Annotated in this window: 15 protein-coding genes and 1 pseudogene; 6 read left to right on the top strand and 10 right to left on the bottom strand. The window is 62.2% G+C overall.

Going from position 1 to position 18,409, the window contains the following annotated elements:
- The first annotated feature begins 95 nt into the window (after window positions 1-95).
- Window positions 96-803 carry a response regulator gene (locus C4J91_RS15235; protein WP_124363094.1) on the top strand — a complete coding sequence of 236 codons (708 nt, stop codon included), beginning with the start codon at window positions 96-98 and terminating at the stop codon, window positions 801-803.
- Window positions 804-2,081 carry an ATP-binding protein gene (locus tag C4J91_RS15230; protein WP_124363093.1) on the top strand — a complete coding sequence of 426 codons (1,278 nt, stop codon included), beginning with the start codon at window positions 804-806 and terminating at the stop codon, window positions 2,079-2,081.
- A gap of 191 nt (window positions 2,082-2,272) precedes the next feature.
- Here the strand turns inward: C4J91_RS15230 and C4J91_RS15225 are convergent, their stop codons facing one another.
- A complete protein-coding gene (locus C4J91_RS15225) occupies window positions 2,273-4,096 on the bottom strand; it encodes a serine hydrolase (protein WP_124363092.1) in 1,824 nt (607 codons plus the stop codon).
- 130 nt (window positions 4,097-4,226) lie between these two features.
- Window positions 4,227-5,381, bottom strand: a complete 1,155-nt coding sequence (gene ampC / locus C4J91_RS15220) for a class C beta-lactamase (protein WP_124363091.1) — start codon at window positions 5,379-5,381, stop codon at window positions 4,227-4,229.
- Window positions 5,382-5,474: 93 nt separating this feature from the next.
- Here ampC and C4J91_RS15215 point away from each other — a divergent pair.
- Window positions 5,475-5,832, top strand: a pseudogene (locus C4J91_RS15215) (LysR substrate-binding domain-containing protein); the annotation flags it as partial.
- A gap of 480 nt (window positions 5,833-6,312) precedes the next feature.
- On the opposite strand, the gene yghX reads toward C4J91_RS15215, so the two are convergent.
- Window positions 6,313-7,200 carry a YghX family hydrolase gene (gene yghX / locus C4J91_RS15210; protein WP_124363090.1) on the bottom strand — a complete coding sequence of 296 codons (888 nt, stop codon included), beginning with the start codon at window positions 7,198-7,200 and terminating at the stop codon, window positions 6,313-6,315.
- A gap of 106 nt (window positions 7,201-7,306) precedes the next feature.
- Window positions 7,307-8,197 (bottom strand): DMT family transporter, encoded by an 891-nt coding sequence (locus tag C4J91_RS15205; protein ID WP_124363089.1) that lies wholly within the window; start codon window positions 8,195-8,197, stop codon window positions 7,307-7,309.
- Between the two features lie 90 nt (window positions 8,198-8,287).
- On the opposite strand from C4J91_RS15205, the gene C4J91_RS15200 reads away from it, so the two are divergent.
- The gene (locus tag C4J91_RS15200) at window positions 8,288-9,613 is read left to right on the top strand and encodes a PLP-dependent aminotransferase family protein (protein ID WP_124363088.1); all 1,326 of its coding nucleotides are present in this window, start codon (window positions 8,288-8,290) and stop codon (window positions 9,611-9,613) included.
- 29 nt (window positions 9,614-9,642) lie between these two features.
- Here the strand turns inward: C4J91_RS15200 and C4J91_RS15195 are convergent, their stop codons facing one another.
- Window positions 9,643-10,074 (bottom strand): nuclear transport factor 2 family protein, encoded by a 432-nt coding sequence (locus C4J91_RS15195; RefSeq protein WP_124363087.1) that lies wholly within the window; start codon window positions 10,072-10,074, stop codon window positions 9,643-9,645.
- 309 nt (window positions 10,075-10,383) lie between these two features.
- Complete coding sequence (locus tag C4J91_RS15190) at window positions 10,384-12,093, bottom strand: amidase (protein WP_124363086.1); 1,710 nt, start codon at window positions 12,091-12,093, stop codon at window positions 10,384-10,386.
- A 121-nt stretch (window positions 12,094-12,214) separates the two neighbouring features.
- On the opposite strand from C4J91_RS15190, the gene C4J91_RS15185 reads away from it, so the two are divergent.
- Window positions 12,215-12,523: a DUF2834 domain-containing protein gene (locus C4J91_RS15185; protein WP_124363085.1), complete on the top strand. Its 309-nt coding sequence runs from the start codon at window positions 12,215-12,217 to the stop codon at window positions 12,521-12,523.
- 131 nt (window positions 12,524-12,654) lie between these two features.
- Here the strand turns inward: C4J91_RS15185 and C4J91_RS15180 are convergent, their stop codons facing one another.
- Together C4J91_RS15180 and C4J91_RS15175 are read right to left on the bottom strand one after the other, a co-directional pair.
- Entirely contained in the window at window positions 12,655-13,803 is a 1,149-nt protein-coding gene (locus tag C4J91_RS15180; protein ID WP_124361143.1) for a DDE-type integrase/transposase/recombinase, read from the bottom strand.
- Window positions 13,804-13,941: 138 nt separating this feature from the next.
- On the bottom strand, window positions 13,942-15,153 hold the full coding sequence (locus C4J91_RS15175) for an MFS transporter (protein WP_124363084.1): 1,212 nt from the start codon (window positions 15,151-15,153) through the stop codon (window positions 13,942-13,944).
- Window positions 15,154-15,250: 97 nt separating this feature from the next.
- Here C4J91_RS15175 and C4J91_RS15170 point away from each other — a divergent pair, with 97 nt between their 5' ends.
- Window positions 15,251-16,072, top strand: a complete 822-nt coding sequence (locus C4J91_RS15170) for a helix-turn-helix domain-containing protein (RefSeq protein ID WP_124363083.1) — start codon at window positions 15,251-15,253, stop codon at window positions 16,070-16,072.
- Here the strand turns inward: C4J91_RS15170 and C4J91_RS15165 are convergent.
- Both C4J91_RS15165 and C4J91_RS15160 read right to left on the bottom strand, forming a co-directional pair.
- Window positions 16,065-17,252 carry an MFS transporter gene (locus C4J91_RS15165; RefSeq protein ID WP_124363082.1) on the bottom strand — a complete coding sequence of 396 codons (1,188 nt, stop codon included), beginning with the start codon at window positions 17,250-17,252 and terminating at the stop codon, window positions 16,065-16,067. The genes C4J91_RS15170 and C4J91_RS15165 overlap by 8 nt on opposite strands.
- Window positions 17,252-18,274 carry an alpha/beta hydrolase gene (locus C4J91_RS15160; RefSeq protein ID WP_124363081.1) on the bottom strand — a complete coding sequence of 341 codons (1,023 nt, stop codon included), beginning with the start codon at window positions 18,272-18,274 and terminating at the stop codon, window positions 17,252-17,254. The genes C4J91_RS15165 and C4J91_RS15160 overlap by 1 nt, the downstream gene beginning before the upstream one ends.
- Window positions 18,275-18,409 lie beyond the last annotated feature (135 nt).

Below are 18,409 nucleotides of genomic sequence, written 5' to 3'. Positions count from 1 at the left end.
GAAGCTTGCTGGCACCCTGCGTGCGGCGGCTCCCGTTGGGCAGCTTGCCACCTATACTGCCAGCCTTTCAATCGGCGTTCCTACACTGAGAACTTATGGAAAACCTGGGTCTGGGCAAAGTCCTGCTCGTCGAGGACGATGAGAAGCTGGCAGGGCTGATCGCGCATTTTCTGTCGCAACATGGTTTCGAGGTGCAGGCGGTGCACCGGGGCGATTTGGCCTTGGCGGCGTTCCTGGCGTTCAAACCGAAAATGGTCGTGCTCGACTTGATGTTGCCGGGCCAGAGCGGCCTGCATGTGTGTCGCGAGATCCGCGCAGTGTCCGACACACCGATTGTGATCCTCACCGCCAAGGAAGATGACCTGGACCATATCCTGGGCCTGGAGTCCGGTGCCGATGACTATGTGATCAAACCCATCAAGCCGCCAGTGTTGCTGGCGCGCCTGCGGGCGCTGCAACGTCGGCAAGTGCCCGAGACGACGGTACGCGATTACCTCGAATTCGGCCGGTTGTCGATCAACCGCAGTTGCCGGGTGGTCAGCCTGGGCGATGAAAAAATCGACCTCACCACCATGGAGTTCGAATTGCTCTGGCTACTGGCGAGCAGCTCGGGAACCATCCTTTCGCGCGACGACATCCTCAACCGCATGCGCGGCATTGCGTTCGATGGCCTGAACCGCAGCGTCGATGTGTACATCAGCAAACTGCGCGGCAAGCTCAATGACAACCCGCGCGAGCCAGTGTGCATCAAGACCATCTGGGGCAAGGGCTACCTGTTCAATCCGTTCGCCTGGGAGATGTAGATGCTGCGCCTGTATCTGCGCTTGTACCTGATTCTCGCGCTTGGGTTGGCCGGTGCGATCTGGTTGGTCAACTATGGCCTGGACGCGTACATGCCCGAGTCCAATGAAACCTATAATCGCGAGGCCCTGCGCGGCCCAGCGTGGGCCCTGGTGGAACAACTGCGGCCGGTGCAGGGCGAGGCGCGCCAGGCGCGTCTGGACCAGCTGCAACCGCATTACGGCCTGCGCCTGCAGCTGGTGCAGCGCGACAGCCAGCACCTGAGCGCGCGCGAACAGGCACTGCTGGCGGCCGGCCAAGTGGTGGTGCGCGAGGACTTCATGAAGTTCCTCGCGCCCATCGACGACGGCCCGCAATTGCTCGAAATCCAATTGCCGGAAGAACCGAAATGGTTGTACCTGTGGGCCTACGGGCTCCTGGGCGTGAGCCTGGCCATTGTGTTGTACTTTTGGGTGCGTCCGCACTGGCGCGACCTGGAGCACATCCGCCTGGCGGCGCAGCGCTTTGGCGACAACGACCTCGGCTCGCGCATCCTGTTGCCGCGTCGCTCCACCGTGCGTGCGCTGGCCGGGCACTTCAACCAGATGGCCGAGCGCATCGAAAGCCTGATCGCCAACCAGCGCGAACTGACCAACGCGGTATCCCACGAGCTGCGCACGCCGATTGCGCGCTTGTCTTTCGAGCTTGACCAGCTCAAGCAGCAGGCCGATCCGCGCCAAAGTCGCGAACTGATCGCCGATATGTACGCCGACCTTGGCGAACTGGAAGAAATGGTCTCCGAGCTGTTGACCTACGCCAGCCTGGAGCGCGGCGCGACCCAGGTCACCCGCGAAAGCATCGAGGCCCACAGTTGGCTGGACAGCGTGATCGGCAGCGTGGCGCTGGAGGCCGAGGCCGCAGGTGTGCAGTTGTCGCTGCGTACCTGTGAGGTCGATGTGATTCGAATCGAGCCACGATTCATGGCGCGCGCGGTGATCAACCTGCTGCGCAACGCCATTCGCTATGCCGACCGGCGGGTTGAAGTGTCGTTGATCAAGTTCGGCAGCGGTTACGAACTGCAGGTCAGCGACGATGGTCCTGGTATTCCGGTCGAGGGCCGCGCCAAAATCTTTGAACCCTTCATGCGCCTGGATTCAAGCCGCGACCGCCGTACCGGCGGCTTCGGCCTGGGCCTGGCGCTGGTCCAGCGGGTCAGCCAATGGCATGGCGGACAGGTGCAGGTGCTGGACTCGGAGTGGGGCGGAGCGTCGTTTCGGATGACCTGGGCGTATGCCGAGTAAGTACCCGTAAACAACGAAAAGCCAATGTGGGAGGGGGCTTGCCCTAATGCCAGTCAGTTAGGGCTTTTTGTAGGAGCGAGCTTGCTCGCGAAGCATTCAGGCCCCCCGCGTTTATCCAGAATGAACGCGTTGCCTGGGCGTTTTTCGCGAGCAAGCTCGCTCCTACAGTGAGCCCAGATTGCTCGCCCAGGTTAAAAATTCAACGTGTCGAGGGGCGAGTGCAGACGTTTGAAGGCGTAGCCCGAAGCGCTCAGGCCATTGACCTGACGGCTGACGGTATCGCCCAGGCCATAGCCGCTGCCGGCTACGACCGCGTGGGCGTTATCGACGGGCAGCAGGATGTAGTCGGTCAGGGGCTCATCATGCAGTTGGCCGCGAATCACCAGGAAGCCTTCCTCCAGGCGCACGCTGACGCCGCTCAACGGCGCATCGGGCTCGTGGGTATTGAGCACCTGGTACGTGCCGACGGTGTCTGCCCACGCCAGGGGCAGCGGCGGCGGCTCGATGCGTTCGCCCACGGCAAGGCGTTGGCCGTGGCTGCGGGCGGTGAGGATCTGCCGGCCCTGTACCCTGACTACGTCCAGTTGCACACGACCGAGTTCGCCAAGGTCCTTGAGCCAGAAGCCGAGGATTCTTTTCTGCGCGCGCAGCCAGCCTTGATCGTCGCGCAGCAGCTCGAAGTCGCACCCGCCCAGTTCGCCGGATAAACGCCCGTGATCATCCTTGATACGCAACACACCCCATGAGGTCGCGTAGAACCCGGCCAGGCGCTTGCGGTCGACTGCGGCCGGCACTTGGCGCAGCTTGAGGCCGTGGTTCGGGGCCTGGCAGTCGTCGGCACAGACCGCCTTGCCGGTCTGCGCCTGGAGCATCAGGCGCAGGGTGTCGGTGGACAACGATACCACCAGCTGTTCGGCATTGCTGTCATTGGCCATGATGATCACGGCCAGTTGCTGATCCGGAAGCATGCTCAACTGCGCGGCGAAATCATCGCCGCCGCCACTGTGCTGATAGGCCCGTATGCCAGGGCCGACCGGTTCATCCCCGCACGGCGCCAGAAACCAGCCGAGACCCATCTGGCAATCGAAATCCAGGGCGTTGCCGGTGTTCTGCTGGGTGAACATCTCATCGATCGAAGCGCTGCCCAGTACCCGGTTGCCTTTGTAGACCCCTTTGGCGAACAGCATGTGTACGTAATGGCTGAGGTCTTTGGGGCTGGCCCACAGGCTGGCGGCGGCGAGGTCACGGACCTGCGCGTCGTTGCTGGCCTTGCCCTCTTCGTAGCCCAAAGCGCGGTAGCTCAATTGGGTGCCGGTGCCGACGAAACTTGACTGGTTCATTTCCAGAGGCCTGAGCAGGCTGCCTTGCAGTTGCGCCTCGAAGCTTTTACCAGTGCTGCGCTCGATGGCTGCCCCCACCAAGGCGTAGCCCAGATTGGAATACGCCACCTGGGAGCCCGGCGGGCTGCTCAGCCACACGCCCGAAATGCGTTGCGGCATCTGGCCCATGGCGTAGTTACTGCGCAGGTCGCGCAAATGCTCGCTGGGCAAGCCGGATTGATGGCTGAGCAAGCGGCGCAAGGTAATCGCTTGGTCCGCCTCGGCCTGGTCGCTGTGAAACCGCGAGCGTACGTGGAACTCGCGCAAGGTTTGCTGAAGCGGCGCATCCAGCCCCAGGCGCTGTTGTTCCACCAATTGCAAGGCCGCTGTGGCGGTGAGCAACGTAGAGAGGCCCCCGGCGCGAAATGCCGTGTTGGGGGTGACCGGCACCCCTCGGGCCTTGTCGGCCAGGCCGAAGCCCCGGGCCCAGATCAATTCCTGGCCACTGACCAGGGCAATCGACAAACCCGCCACATTGTCCCGCGCCATCTCACGGGGAATGCGATTTTGCAGGTAGCGGATGATCGCGCCGTAGTCGCCTTTTTGAATCGGCGGCGGCACGCTCGATTGCCCCTGGCAACCGAGCGTGCCCAACAGGCAACCGAGCAGCGGGATACCGCGTAACGTGCGAAACATGAAGAGCACCCGGATGGTGGTTTGGATGCTCGAATGTTAGGGCCGTGGCGGCACGTAATCTTTGAGTGCTTTGTCGGGAAACTGTCAAAGACTGTTAACGCCGGCCTCGACCATAGGGTTATGTGTCAAGTCAGTTATCCAGGGCAGTCAAGATCGCATGCGCCACTTTCACCCGTTCGGCATTCGGGTAGTTCCTGTTGGCCAGGATCACCACGCCAATATCCCTGCTCGGTACATACGCCACGTAGGCGCCGAAACCATTGGTTGAACCGGTTTTGTTGTAGAGCACATTGGCCGGTTGGGCCTGCGCCGGTTGCAGCCACTTGACGGTGTGCGACTCCAGCGCCATCGGTGTGGAGTTGCCCTCTATCAAAGCCTGCTGGGTGATGGGGTAGGGGTAGTATTCCCAACCCAGGCCCTGGGTCATGCCGTCGACGCTGTAGTAACCGTTGTGTGTGGTGGCGATCGCCTGTTGCAGCGGCGCGCTCAAGGTTTCGGGGTGCAGGTTGAGCATCACGTAGCGCGCCAGGTCCTGGGTGCTGGTCTTGATGCCGTAGGCTTCGCTGTCGAGTGCGCCTGGGCCCACGCGCACGGGGTTGTCCTGCTTATCGTAGCCTTGGGCGTAGCGGCCCAGCTTGTCGGCGGGCACGTTGACGTGGGTGTCCTTCAAGCCCAGCGCCGGCAGCAAGGTCTGTTCCATGGCGACATTGAACGGCTGGCCCAGGCTTTTGGCCGCGAGGTAGCCGAACAAGCCGATGCTCGGGTTGGAGTAGAGGCGTCGCGTACCGGGGGTGTCGGTGGGTTGCCAATGCCTGTAGTAATCGAGCATGGTCGCGGCGCTGTCGGCCGCACCTGGGAACTGCAGCGGCAGGCCGCCTGCGGTGTAGGTCGCCAGTTGCAACAGGCTGATGTGATCGAACGCACTGCCGGCCAGTTCGGCCCAGTGCTGGCTGGCGCGGTCCGACAGCTTCAACTTGCCGCTGGCCTGGGCATAGCCACCGAGGGTTGAAGTGAAGGTCTTGGACACTGAGCCGACTTCGAACAGGGTGTCTTGCGTGACGGGCTGCTTGCCTTCCCTGGACGCCACGCCGTAGTTAAAGTATTGCGCCTGTCCCTTCTTCACCACGGCCACCGACAGCCCGACGATGCCCTGTTGCTGCATCAGCGGTTTGACGCGACTGTCCACCACTTCGCGCAGGTCAGTCGCAGCCATGCACGGAGCAGAAACCAGCAGAGACGCTGAAATCATTAGGCTTCGTACGCTAAAACGGGATTTTTCTTGCATAGTATTTTCGCTTTCTTGTAACGGATGGACTAAGGCTGAGAGCCTGCGCGGGCGCTGCCAATCTAGGCGTTATTAGTCGCTGATACAAACGATGTCGCCGAACAGCTGCACACGCCGGCCGACCTGTTGAAACACACATTGCTGCGCTCTTACCGCACCGATGAACGGAGCCTGTGGTTCCAGGCTGCCGGGCTGCCGGTCGATACCCCTGGTACCGCGCAGCATCGTGTTCGATTCGTCGCTGGCGATGATGGAAGCGGCGCTGCAGGGCGTCGGCGTGGCACTGGCGCCGGCGATGATGTTTTCGCGGCAATTGGAGAGTGACGTGATTCGCCAGCCGTTCGCGGTGGGGATAACCACCGGCAGTTACTGGCTGACGCGCTTGCAGTCGCGGGCTGAGACGCCAGCGATGCTGGCGTTCAAGGGGTGGTTGCAGGCGAGTGCTGCCTGATGTGCATAGGTATCTACACAACTTTGGTGTAGCCCTGAACCTGTGACGGCTCAGAAGCCGAAGCCTCTCTAACTGACGCCCCGCGCCCTAAATGTGGGAGGGGGCTTGCCCCCGATGGCGGCCTGACAGCCGACCAGGATGCTGGATCAGGGCGAGTACATATCCGTTGCTGCGGTAACGGCGGCTTAGGGTTCCGCCCTTACGGCGTCTCACTTTTGAAAAGCGCAAAAGTAAGCAAAACGCTCTTGCCCCACCACTCGGCACCTCGCCTAGGCTCGGTGTGCCCGTAATCCGACAGTGATTTGGGGGGCCGCCGCCACGCGCCATCCATGGCGCGGGGCGGCTAAACCGGCATCCCTGCCGGTTTACCCCCCAAATCAATATCGAATTCCGGCCAGCGTGGTTTAACGGGGCGCCTAGATCAAAAGCAAGATCAAGAGCGACTCGCTTCGCATCGTGGTTACCGTTGTTGGATTGTATCTAAGCAAGGTATTTGCGGAACCATCCCAGGGTGCGCTCCCACGCCAGGTTCGCTGCTGCCTCGTCATAACGCGGCGTCGAATCGTTGTGAAAGCCGTGGTTGGCTCCCGGGTAGATAAATGCCTCATACGTCGTGCCGGCGGCTTTCAGCGCCTGCTCGTAGGCCGGCCAACCTTCGTTGATGCGCGCATCCAGCTCCCCGTAATGCAGCATGATCGGTGCCTTGATGCGGGGTACGTCCTTGGCCTCGGGTTGACGCCCGTAGAACGATACGGCCGCCGCCAGTTCCGGGTAGGCCACCGCCGCCGCATTGGTCACGCCACCGCCATAGCAGAAACCGGTGATGCCGACTTTGCCGGTGCTGCTGTCGTGGTGCATCAGCCACTCAATGGCCGCGAAAAAGTCGTTCATCAGTTTGGTGGGGTCGACGGTCTGCTGCAGGGCCACGCCTTTTTCATCGTTGCCGGGGTAGCCGCCCACCGAGGTCAGGCCATCGGGCGCCAGGGCGATAAAGCCGGCTTTGGCCAGGCGCCGCGCCACGTCTTCGATATACGGGTTCAGGCCTCGGTTTTCATGCACGACCACCACCGCAGGCAGTTTGCCGGCGGCCTTGGCCGGGCGCACCAGGTAGCCGCGCACCGTGCCGTTACCCTTGGGTGACGGGTAGGTGACGTAGTCGGCAACGATAGCGGGGTCGGTGAATTTCACCTGTTCGGCGAGTGCGTAGTTGGGGCTCAGGGCGGCGAGCAGGGCCGAGGCGGTCAGGCCACCGAAGGTAAACAGCGCGGCGCGGTCGAGGAATTCGCGGCGGTTCAGCGTGCCGTGGGCGTAGCCATCGTAGAGTTCCAGCAGTTCGGGAGCGAAGTCTTTGGCGGTGAGACGAGTCATCGGTGCAGTCCTCGATTAGCGGTTGCCGTCAAATGTAGACCAGGATCAACCCGTGCGGCCACGGGCGCGGACGCCATTTCTGTTTAGCAGCCCCTGGCCCCTAGCGCTAGCGCGCGAAGCGCTTCGCGCCGGCCACGCAGCCGATCACCGCCACCGTGACCAGCAGCATGCCCAGGCTGACCTGCTCATGCAGCAGGCCCGCCGCCAGCGCCAAACCAAAGAACGGTTGCAGCAACTGCAACTGGCCGACCGCAGCGATGCCACCCTGGGCCAGGCCGCGATACCAGAACACAAAGCCGATCAACATGCTGAACACTGCGACGTAACCCAGGCTCAGCCAGGCCGGCAGGCTGATGCCGGTGAACGACGCGGGCGCCAGCAGCCAGCTCAACGGCGCGACGACGGGCAGCGACATTACCAGGGCCCAGCAAATCACCTGCCAGCCACCCAGGCTGCGCGACAGCTTGGCGCCTTCGGCATAGCCCAGGCCGCAGACCAGCACCGCCAACAGCATCAGCAGGTCCCCGGCGGGCGCAGCGCTCAGGCCCTGGGCGAAGGCGTAAGCCATCACCAGCGCGCTGCCCAGCCCCGAAAACAACCAGAACACCGGTCGCGGCCGCTCGCCGCCGCGCAGCACGCCGAAGATCGCCGTCGCCAGCGGCAGCAGGCCGATAAACACAATGGAGTGCGCGGAGGTCACGTATTGCAGCGCCAGCGCCGTCAGCAGTGGGAAACCGATCACCACGCCGACCGCGACGATAGCCAAGGGCGCCCATTGCGGGCGGGTGGGGCGTTTTTCGCGGAATAACCGCAACAGGCACAGCCCCAGGATGGCCGCGAGCGTCGCGCGGATCATGGTCAGGAACACCGGCTCGAATTCCATCACCGCCAGGCGCGTGGCCGGCAGCGAACCGCTGAAAATCACCACGCCAATAAAACCGTTGATCCAGCCTTGGGTGCTGCTGTCCAGTGTGCCGAAAGGCGAGGTGCGTTCCATGGGGGGATGTCCGAAAAAGGGAAGTTGCGTGCCCGGCATCCTAGGGCTGAAGATTGAGGCAATCAAAAAATTGTCATGGATACATCGCCAATGCCGCGCGCCCGCTACAAGTCGCTGGTCGATACCTTCGCCGAGGCCATTCGTGCGGGCAAAATGCCGCCCGGCACGCGCCTGCCCACGCACCGCCAACTCGCCGCCGAGCATCGCCTGGCGCTGGTCACCGCGAGCCGCGTATACGCCGAGCTGGAGGCGATGGGGCTGGTCAGTGGTGAAACCGGGCGCGGCACTTTTGTGCGCGAACTGGCGTTACCGCCGGGGCAGGGCAGTGGGCAGATGCCCGTCGCGGCGGGCATGCTCGACCTGAATTTCAACTACCCCTCATTGCCCGGCCAGGCCGACCTTTTGCGTGGCGCGCTGCGCCAGTTGGCGTTATCCGGCGACCTGGAAGCGCTGTTGCGTTACCAGCCCCATGCCGGCCGCCTGCATGAACGTGCCACGGTCGCGCAGCACCTGTTGCAGCGCGGGCTGGCGGTGCAGACCGAACAGGTATTGCTGGTCAGCGGAGCCCAGCACGGCTTGGCGGTAACCCTGATGGCGCTGCTCAAACCCGGCGATGTGATCGCCGTCGACGCATTGACCTATTCGGGCTTCAAGGTGTTGGCCGAGACCCTGCATCTGGAAATCGTCGCGATCCCGACCAGCGCCACCGGCCCGGACCTCGATCACCTGCTGGCCCTGTGCCGCAAGCGGCCGGTGCGCGCGGTCTACAGCATGCCCACCCTGCATAACCCGCTGGGCTGGGTGATGAGCCTGGCGCAGCGCGAGCGCCTGGTGGCGATAGCGCGAGAGCACCACTTGATGATCATCGAGGACGCCGCCTACGCCTTCCTGGCCGAACACGCACCGCCGCCGCTGGCGACCCTGGCGCCTGAATGCACTGTCTACGTGGGTGGGTTTTCCAAAAGTGTCGCCACCGGCTTGCGCGTCGGTTTTATCGCCGCGCCCCTGGCTTGGGTCAAGGTATTGGAACGCACCGTCATGGCCACCACCTGGAACGTGCCGGGGGTGATGAGTGCGATCGCCGTGGCCTGGATCGAAGATGGCACCGTCGCGCAGTTGGAGGCGCAAAAACGTGCAGATGCCCAGGCGCGGCAAGCTTTGGCTGCGCAAGTGCTGACGGGGCTGAGCTATATCAGCCATCCATCATCGTATTTTTTGTGGCTGCCGCTGGCCGAAGATGCCCGCGCCGATCAGGTGGCCATGACCTTGCAGCGCGAGGGCATTGGCGTTTCCACCGCCGAGCCGTTTGCCGTCTCGGCCCATGTGCCCCACGCGCTGCGCCTGGCGTTGGGGTCGGTGTCGATGACGGCGCTGCGTGAGGCGTTGCTCAAGGTGCGCAAGGTGGTGCAATGGTGAGCCGTGGCTGAGCGGCTCACCGACAAGGGTCAGTATTTGTAGGCCTGGCGACCGATCAGCAGCCATTGGCCTTGCTGCTTCTGCCAGACCTGGAAGTTATCGATATCGGTCGGCACTTCGACGCCACTGTTCACCGCCAGGGCGTGAAAGTGGTTGCGCACCAGAGCGGTATCGCCATTGAGGGTGATGCTCTGGTTTTGCATTTCCAGGGTCTTGAACGCGCTCTTGTGAGTTTCCAGGTCTTCGATGAACTGCGCTTTGTTCTGCACCTTGCCGCTGGAATGGCCGTAAGTGAGGGTGTCTGCGGTCAGCGCATGCAGTTGCTTGAGGTCCAGGTGCAACATGGCCTGGGTCAGTTGGTCGACCGCCTGGGCTACTTCCTTCTCGGCGGGCGCCGGTGCGGCCGCGACGTAGCCGGAGAACAGGCACAGGAAAGCGATCAGCACTTTGAGATTTTGCATGGGGAGTCCTTATTGTTGTTGGGGATCGACATGATGACGTCTGTCGTCGTACAACCATGCAATAAATTGGCAGGGGAAGGAAAGGGGGTTCTTGAAATATTCTGAAATTACTTATTTGCCGACGTGGAACTCGGCTGAACCTGTGGGAGGGGTTTTCGGGCAAACCCTAATGCCATTCAGTTAGGCGAAAGTGGTCCACTGTAGGAGCGAGCTTGCTCGCGAAGAACTCCGGGCCCCCGCGCTTATTCAGAATAAACGCGTTGCCTGGACGTTTTTCGCGAACAAGCTCGCTCCTACAGGGGGCCGTAATCAGCCGGCTGACAACGGCGGTGTACGCGGTGGAATCATGCGTTTGCTGCCGGTGGCTTCGTACGCTGACGCCAAGCGCAACAGCGCCGAATCGTCATACGCCCGCCCGGCAAATGTCAGCCCGACCGGCATGCCGATATCGGCCATCACGCCCATCGGCACGGTGACCGTAGGCACTCCGAGGTGGCGAATGGCGAGGTTGCCGTTGGCCACCCACACGCCATTGCTCCAGGCGATATCGGCGGAGGCTTCGTTGACATCGGCATCGGCCGGGCCAACGTCGGCCACGGTGGGGAACAGCACCGCGTCGAGCCCCAGGCGGTCCATCCAGTCTTCCAGGTCCAGCCGGCGGGTTTGCTCGAGGCCGCGCAAGCCGTCGGGCAAGCTGCTGATCTCGTTCCATGGCGTGATGCCGCGCTGGGCCATGCGCACGTATTCATCCATGCCGGCGGCCAGGTCGTCTTCGCGGTTGGGCAGGGTGCCGGGGTCGTGGGGAAAGATCTTCGGCCCATCCACATCCGCCAGGCGGTTCAGGGCTGGGTCGCCGTTGGCGCGCAAGAAGTCATCGAACGCCCAGGCCGACAATTCCCACAGTTCATCGTGGAGGAATTGCCGGGACACCAGGCCACGGTTGAACACTGTGGGCGCGCCGGGGCGGTCGCCTTCGCAATTGGACACCAGTGGGAAATCCACTTCAATGACCTCGGCGCCAGCGGCTTCCAGGGCGTGGCGTGCGGCTTGCCACAGCTCGATCACTGAGGCGCGGGTGTGGATTTTCCGCCCGGTCGGGCCGCCGATTCCGGGTTTCTCGCTGGTGCCGGCCTCAGGGTCGGCGTTGATGTACATGCGCGGCACGCCGAAGCGTTTGCCGGCCAGGGCCGCGCTGCCCACCTCCAGTTCGGCGTAAGACGCCGGGCGTACCGAACTGACGCTGGGGATCGGCACCCAGGGTTGCAGGCGCCACAGGTCGCCACGGGTGTGCGGGTCTTCGGCGACCACCACGTCAAGCACTTCCAGCAGGTCGGCCATGGTGCGCGCATAGGGCACCACCACGTCCATGGTCGGGGTCAGCGGCCAGTTGCCGCGTACCGAAATCACCCCACGCGAAGGCGTGTACGCACACAAGCCGTTGTTGGAGGCCGGGCCGCGACCGCTCGACCAGGTTTCTTCGGCCAGGCCAAACGCGGCGAAACTTGCCGCCGTGGCCGTGCCGGCGCCATTGGATGAACCCGAGGCGAAGGGTGCGGTGAGGTAATCGGCGTTGTACGGGCTTTCGGCGCGGCCATAGACGCCGCGCTGCATGCCGCCGTTGGCCATGGGCGGCATATTGGTCTTGCCCAGGCAGATGGCCCCGCCAGCGCGCAAACGCTCGATGGTGAAGGCGTCACGCTGGGCGACCAGCTTGGCGAACGCCGGGCTGCCGGACGCGGCGGTGAGGCCCTTGACCAGGTAACTGTCCTTGGCCGTATAGGGAATGCCATCCAGCGGCCCCAGCGTCTGGCCTTTTGCCCGGCGTGCATCGGACGCCTCGGCTTCCTGCAAGGCCTCGGGGTTGCGCACCACCACGGCGTTCAGCGCGGTGGCGGTCTGCGGGCCGTCATAGGCGTCGATCCGCGCCAGGTAGGCCTGCACCAGTTCAACGGCGCTGGTCTGGCCGGATTCAAGCGCAGCGCGCAATTGGGCAATGGAGACTTCGGTAACTTGCATCAGGTTTTTTTCGCCGCCTTCAAGTGGGGGTATGGCGGCAGTCTACGTACAGATATTTCTCAGTGCCAGCTTACTGCTAAGGTAAGCGGCCTGATGATTCACATTGCACTCCAAGGAGGAGAACATGCCAAGACCCTATATCGCCCTGGCCGGTTTGCTCGGGTTTTCGTTGTACACCGTGGCGACCATGTTAACGGCCGAGCAATCGCTCATTGCGTTTGGGCAGGAGTTGATGTCGCGGCCAGATACGGCGCAGGTGGTGATTGACCTGTACCTGATGGCGATACTGGCGTGTGTGTGGATGTACCAGGATGCGCGGGGGCGGGGGCGCTCCGTGGCGTCGTTGATCCCCTATTTCCTGCTGACGGCGGTGTTCGTGTCGGTAGGGCCGCTGCTGTATATCGTCGTCAATGGTTTTACGCGACGCACCTGACGACAAAATACCAATGTGGGAGGGGGCTTGCCCCCGATGGCGGTGGTTCAGTCACATCCTCTATAACTGACATACCGCCATCGGGGTGTAGAACCGTAGACATCGTTTACATCTGAAACCGGGGACATCGTTTACACATTTGAGGCTTGGACGCGGGTCATACCTCGCCCAAGCCTTCCCAGGGGATAATCACACAAGTACAAATCCCAAACATCATCCTCAGCCTCTTTAAGCCCTATCTGCTCCCCTGACAGCGCCTCGCTGATAAATACCAACTTGCCGTTCCACTTGATCGACCCGTCCTGTCTGACGCTTCGAACCTTCATTTCGGACGGATACTCCACATCCGGCAAGCATCCTGGGTAAATCCGCGTAGACGGCACATACACGTCCCCTGGACGCTTCATACCGAGCGCTTCATGAGGGCGCACGTAATTGAACTCATGCCTGAAATGCTCCAGCAAAAGCTGCTGCTCGATTAAGTTTTCTCCTAAGGGCAGCTCCAGTTTCAAGCTACGGTGCATCCGCTCATGGCGACCATTTTGGGCCGGTCTTCCTGGCATGGTGCGCTCCGGATAGATGCCCAGACGTATCCACCAAACTGCCAGCGTGGATATTCTTGCCAGGCCAGGAGAGGCAAACGGAACACCGTTGTCCGACCGAATAACTTCGGGCATGCCGTACTCCTGAAACAGTCTCTCAAAGGCTTGTTTAACAGGTTCAGTCTTGATCTTTGAATGAGCCCTGCACGCCAAAATCATCCGGGAAGCGTGGTCTGTGATGGTCAAAGGGAAGCACATCTGCGCGTTATGCATTTTGAATTGCCCTTTGTAGTCGGCGCACCACGTCTGGTTAGGTTCGTTGGCCTCGCGCATTACTACAGGGGAATTACCGTGTCTGCGCTTGAAGCGCCGCTTTTGGACGAGCCCAAGTCGATCAAGCCATTGGCCTGCTGTACTTGGGGAAGGCCAGGCGATGGAGGGATCTTCAAGTCGCAATAGCTCGAGAAGCTTCTTCGGACCCCATTTATCGTGCGCCTCCTTCATCGCCACCACACGGGCCAGGATTTCATCGTCGGTTTTATTGGGGCTGTTGTGAGGGCGTCGGGACAGTTCGGCTAACGACTTTAAATCGCCATTGTGCCGGCCGATCCATTTGTCGACGGTAGGCCGACTTACGTTAAAGCGGCGCGCCAGCTGGCTTTTGGTGTAATTACCAGAAAGCCAGTCAGCGACCAGTCTGATTCGTTGATTCATCGGAGACTCTTGGTTCCAGGGCATGATCAGTTACCTCCTGATCATGCGTATTAACCTGTAAACCATGTCCCCGGTTAGAAATGTAAACGATGTCCCCGGTTTGTACCGGGGCAAGCCCCCTCCCACATTGTTTAAGCGTCTCCCGCCTGGACAGCGGCAGGCTCACACGCCTTTGGTCGACGGCAACAATATCGTCAGGACGCCCGCCAACGGCAGGAACGAACAGAGCTTGTAGACGTATTCGATACCGTGGCTATCGGCGAGCAAGCCCAGCAGTGCTGCGCCGATCCCGCTGAAGCCGAACATCAGGCCGAAGAAGATCCCGGCGATCATGCCGACATTGCCCGGCACCAGTTCCTGGGCGAACACCACGATGGCCGAGAACGCCGAGGCGATGATAAAGCCGATGATCACGCTGAGTACGGCGGTCCAGAACAGGTCGACATAGGGCAGGGCGAGGGTGAACGGTGCGGCGCCGAGAATCGAAAACCAGATGACCTTCTTGCGCCCGATCTTGTCGCCGATCGGCCCGCCGGCGAAGGTGCCCACGGCCACCGCGCCGAGGAACAGGAACAGGTACATCTGGGAGCTGGCGACCGACAGCTGGAATTTTTCGATCAGGTAGAACGTGAAGTAGCTGGTCAGGCTGGTCATGTACCAGTATTTGGAGAACACCAGCAGCGCCAGCACCACCAGGGCAAACGTCACCCGGCCTTTGGACAGGCCGTGGGTCGGCTTGCTGCCTTGCTTGAGCTTGAACAGGTTGAGGTGGTGGCGGTACCAGCGGCTCAAGCCGTACAGCACCAGGATCGCGAACACCGCGAACAGGCCGAACCAGGCGATACGGCTCTGGCCGTAGGGAATGATGATGGCCGCCGCCAGCAGTGGGCCGAAGGCGCTGCCGGTGTTGCCGCCGACCTGGAACGTCGACTGCGCCAGGCCATAGCGGCCGCCGGAAGCCAGGCGTGCCACGCGGGACGTTTCCGGGTGGAACGTTGACGAGCCGACACCGACCAGCCCCGCCGCCAGCAAAATCAGCGGGAAGCTGCCGACAAACGCCAGCATCAGAATGCCGATCAAGGTGCAGACCATGCCCGCCGGCAGCAGCCAGGGCTTGGGATGACGGTCGGTGTGGTAGCCGATCCAGGGTTGCAGCAGCGATGCGGTGAGTTGGAAGGTCAGGGTGATCAGGCCGACCTGGGTAAACGTCAGGCCGTAGTTGGCCTTGAGCATTGGGTAGATCGACGGCAGCACGGCCTGGATCAGGTCGTTGATCAGATGCGCCAGGGCGCAGGCGCCGAGCACGCGCATGACCAAAGGGCTGACCTGAGGCGTCGCGGTGGCAGCGGCGGGTGTCGCGGTGAGGGTCGACATGCAGGCATTCCATACAAGGCAGCGAACAGGGGCCGACACTACTTGAGCGGGCGGCCCATTTCTAATTATTTCGGGAGCCATGCTAGAGTCGACGCAAATGCCTGTCTCGCGCAATTCGGGCGTAATTCATCGCAAAAAGGGCGAAATCATCAAATCCCTCGACAAATTCCTCCAAGAGATCGATGAAGGCGATTGGGCCGTCATCAGCTCGGCCACTGACTACCCGGAAAACTGGGTGATTCCCGAGCACAGCCACAACAAGCATCAACTGCTCTACGCTATTGGCGGCGTGATGGTGGTGTATTCGGCGCTGAACCAGTGGACCGTGCCGCCCAATCGCGGGTTCTGGATGCCCTGTGGCCAGGTGCATGCGCTGCGTTGCGTGGGCACCTTGAAAATGCGCAGCGTATTCGTGCGCCCGGACAGCTTTCCGGACCTGCCGACCGAGCCGAAGACGGTGACGGTGTCGCCGCTGCTGAGTGAATTGATCAAAGTCTCGGTCAGCTTGAAACCGCCCTTTGCCGAGGATTCGCGCGACGCCAGGATCATGCGCCTGATCCTCGATGAGCTGGCTATCCTGCCCGCGCTGCCACTGTCGCTTCCTCAGCCCGCCGACCCGCGCATCAATCACATCTGCCTGACGCTGCAGCAAGACCCGGGCGATGCGTCCACCGTCGCCGATTGGAGCCAGCGCCTGGACCTGGATCAAAAAACCATTCAACGCCTGTTCCGCCGCGAAACCGGCATGACCTTCGGCCAGTGGCGCCAACAGGCCCGTTTGCTGTTGGCGCTGGAGCGCATCGCGGTGGGCGAGAAAATTATCGATGTGGCCCTTGAGTTGGGTTACGAAAGCCCCAGCGCCTTTACCAGCATGTTCAAAAAACAGTTCGGCAAGACGCCGAGTCAGTTTTTCAGCTAACGCTGCTGATAATGCGGGCAGGCCGCGGGCGGCGTGACGCCAGGTAGGCCAGCACGGTGGCGACCACCAGCAAGGCCGCGCTCAGTTCGAAGGTCGCCTGGTAACCGCTCAGGTCGAACGCCACGCCGCCGACCGTGGCGCCTGCGGCAATCGCCAATTGAATGATGGCGACCATCAAGCCACCGCCAGCCTCGGCGTTGTCAGGCGTGGTTCTCGATAACCACGTCCACCAGCCCACCGGCGCGGCGGTCGCCACCAGGCCCCAGCTGCCCAGCAACACGCTGGTCATGAGGGTGGAACTGCCGAACGCCACCAGTGCAAGGGCGATGCCTGCCATGATCAGCGGGATAGCAATCAGCGTCGGGTACAGGTGGTGCTTCAGGAAGCGTTCAATCAGGAACGTCCCGGCCAGGCCCGCCAGGCCGAGCACCAGCAGCATCAACGACAGGGTGGAGACGTCAACTCGGGTCACGCTTTCCAGGAACGGCCGCAGGTAGGTGAACAGCATGAACTGGCCCATGAAGAACACGCTGACGGCCACCATCCCCAGGGCTACGGTGGGGTTTTTCATCAGGCTCAGGACATTGCCGGCTTTCGCCTCGGCGTTGTGCTTCAGCGCAGGCAGGCTCACCAGCAGCCACACCAGTGCAATCACGGCCACCGGCACCACACAGAAAAACGCGCCACGCCAGCCGATGATGCCGCCCAGAAAGCTGCCCAGCGGCGCCGCAATCACCGTCGCCAGTGCGTTGCCGCCGTTGACGATGGCCAGGGCACGCGGCACCTGGGCCTGCGGCACCAGACGCATCGCCGTGGCCGCCGACAGTGACCAGAAGCCGCCAATCGCCACGCCGATCAACGCGCGACCGAGTATGAACACCAGGTAGTTCGGGGCGAACGCCACCACGCTGCCGGAGACGATCATCAGCAGTGTCAGCGCCATCAGCAGGCGCTTGCGATCCACCCGCGCGGCGATCGAGGCGATCACCAGGCTGGTGAGCAGGGCAAACACCCCGGACACCGAAATGCCCTGGCCGGCCTGGCCTTCGGTGATGTGCAGGTCGGCGGCCAGGGGTGTCAGCAGGCTTACCGGCATGAATTCGGAAGCGACCAGCGCGAACGCCGCCAGCGACATCGCCAGCACGGCGCCCCAGCGTTGGGTTTGGGATGTAGCAGACATCACTTCAAATAGCCCTGGAAGAAGGTGGTGAGTTTGGCGAACGGGATCAGGTCGACCCGGTCGTAGAGATCGACGTGCCCCGCGTTCGGGATGATCAGCAATTGCTTGGGCTCGGCGGCGCGCTGGAAGGCGTCTTCACTGAATTCACGGGAGTGCGCGTCGGCCCCGGCAATCAGCAGCAGCGGGCGTGGGGAGATCGTCTCGATGTCGTTGAACGGGTAGAAGTTCATGAACTTCACGTTGCTGGTCAACGTCGGCCGGGTGGTGGTCAGCTTGGAGGCGCCTGGCGGGGTGACTTCGCCGCGCGGGGTGCGGTAGAAATCGTAGAACTCATCGCCCACCGCGTCGCCGGTGAGGGTCTGCGGCGTGCCCCCGGTGTAGACGGTCTCGCCGCCCTGGAACTCGACATAGCGCTGGTTGGCAGCCTGGCGCAACACCTGCTGGCGCTGTTGCAGCGTCACGCCGTGCTTGAGGCCGTTGCGGTTGGCGGCGCCCATGTCGTACATGCTGACGGTCGCTATCGCCTTGATGCGCGGATCGATCTTCGCCGCGCTGATCACGAAGCTGCCGCTGCCACACACGCCGATGGCACCGATGCGTTCACGATCGACCTGGGGGCGGGTGCCGAGGAAGTCCACGGCGGCGCTGAAGTCTTCGGTGTAGAGGTCGGGCAGCACCGCGTTGCGCGGCGTGCCGGCGCTTTCGCCCCAGAACGACAGGTCCAGGGACAGCGTGACGAAGCCCTGTTCGGCCATTTTGGTGGCATAGAGGTTGGCGCTTTGTTGCCTGACGGCGCCCATGGGGTGACCGACCACAATGGCCGCGTTTCTGGCACCTGCGGCCAGCTTTTTCGGCATGAACAGCGTGCCCGCGACCGGCATGCCGTACTGATTGTTGAAGGTTACGTTCTCAGCCGTCACCGTGTCGCTTGTGTAGAAATTATCAGCATCTTTGGACATGTCGGCTCCTAATGAAGAAAGGGAGGTCACCAGCAAACCCAGCGCGAGCAAGAGGCGTTTCATAGGGATGTTCCTTGCGAAGTGTCCGAGCATTTTCCCGATGGCGGCCGGGCTTCTGTAGTGCATTTGAGTGGATTACTTGCCTGATCCTCTGAGTTTCACGGTTTGGCGGCGACGCCTGGGGCTGACGCAGGTAAA

The sequence above is a fragment of the Pseudomonas sp. R3-52-08 genome (genome assembly GCF_003851745.1).
In the GTDB taxonomy this organism is placed as follows: domain Bacteria; phylum Pseudomonadota; class Gammaproteobacteria; order Pseudomonadales; family Pseudomonadaceae; genus Aquipseudomonas.
This window is presented reverse-complemented; position numbering and strand designations above follow the sequence as displayed.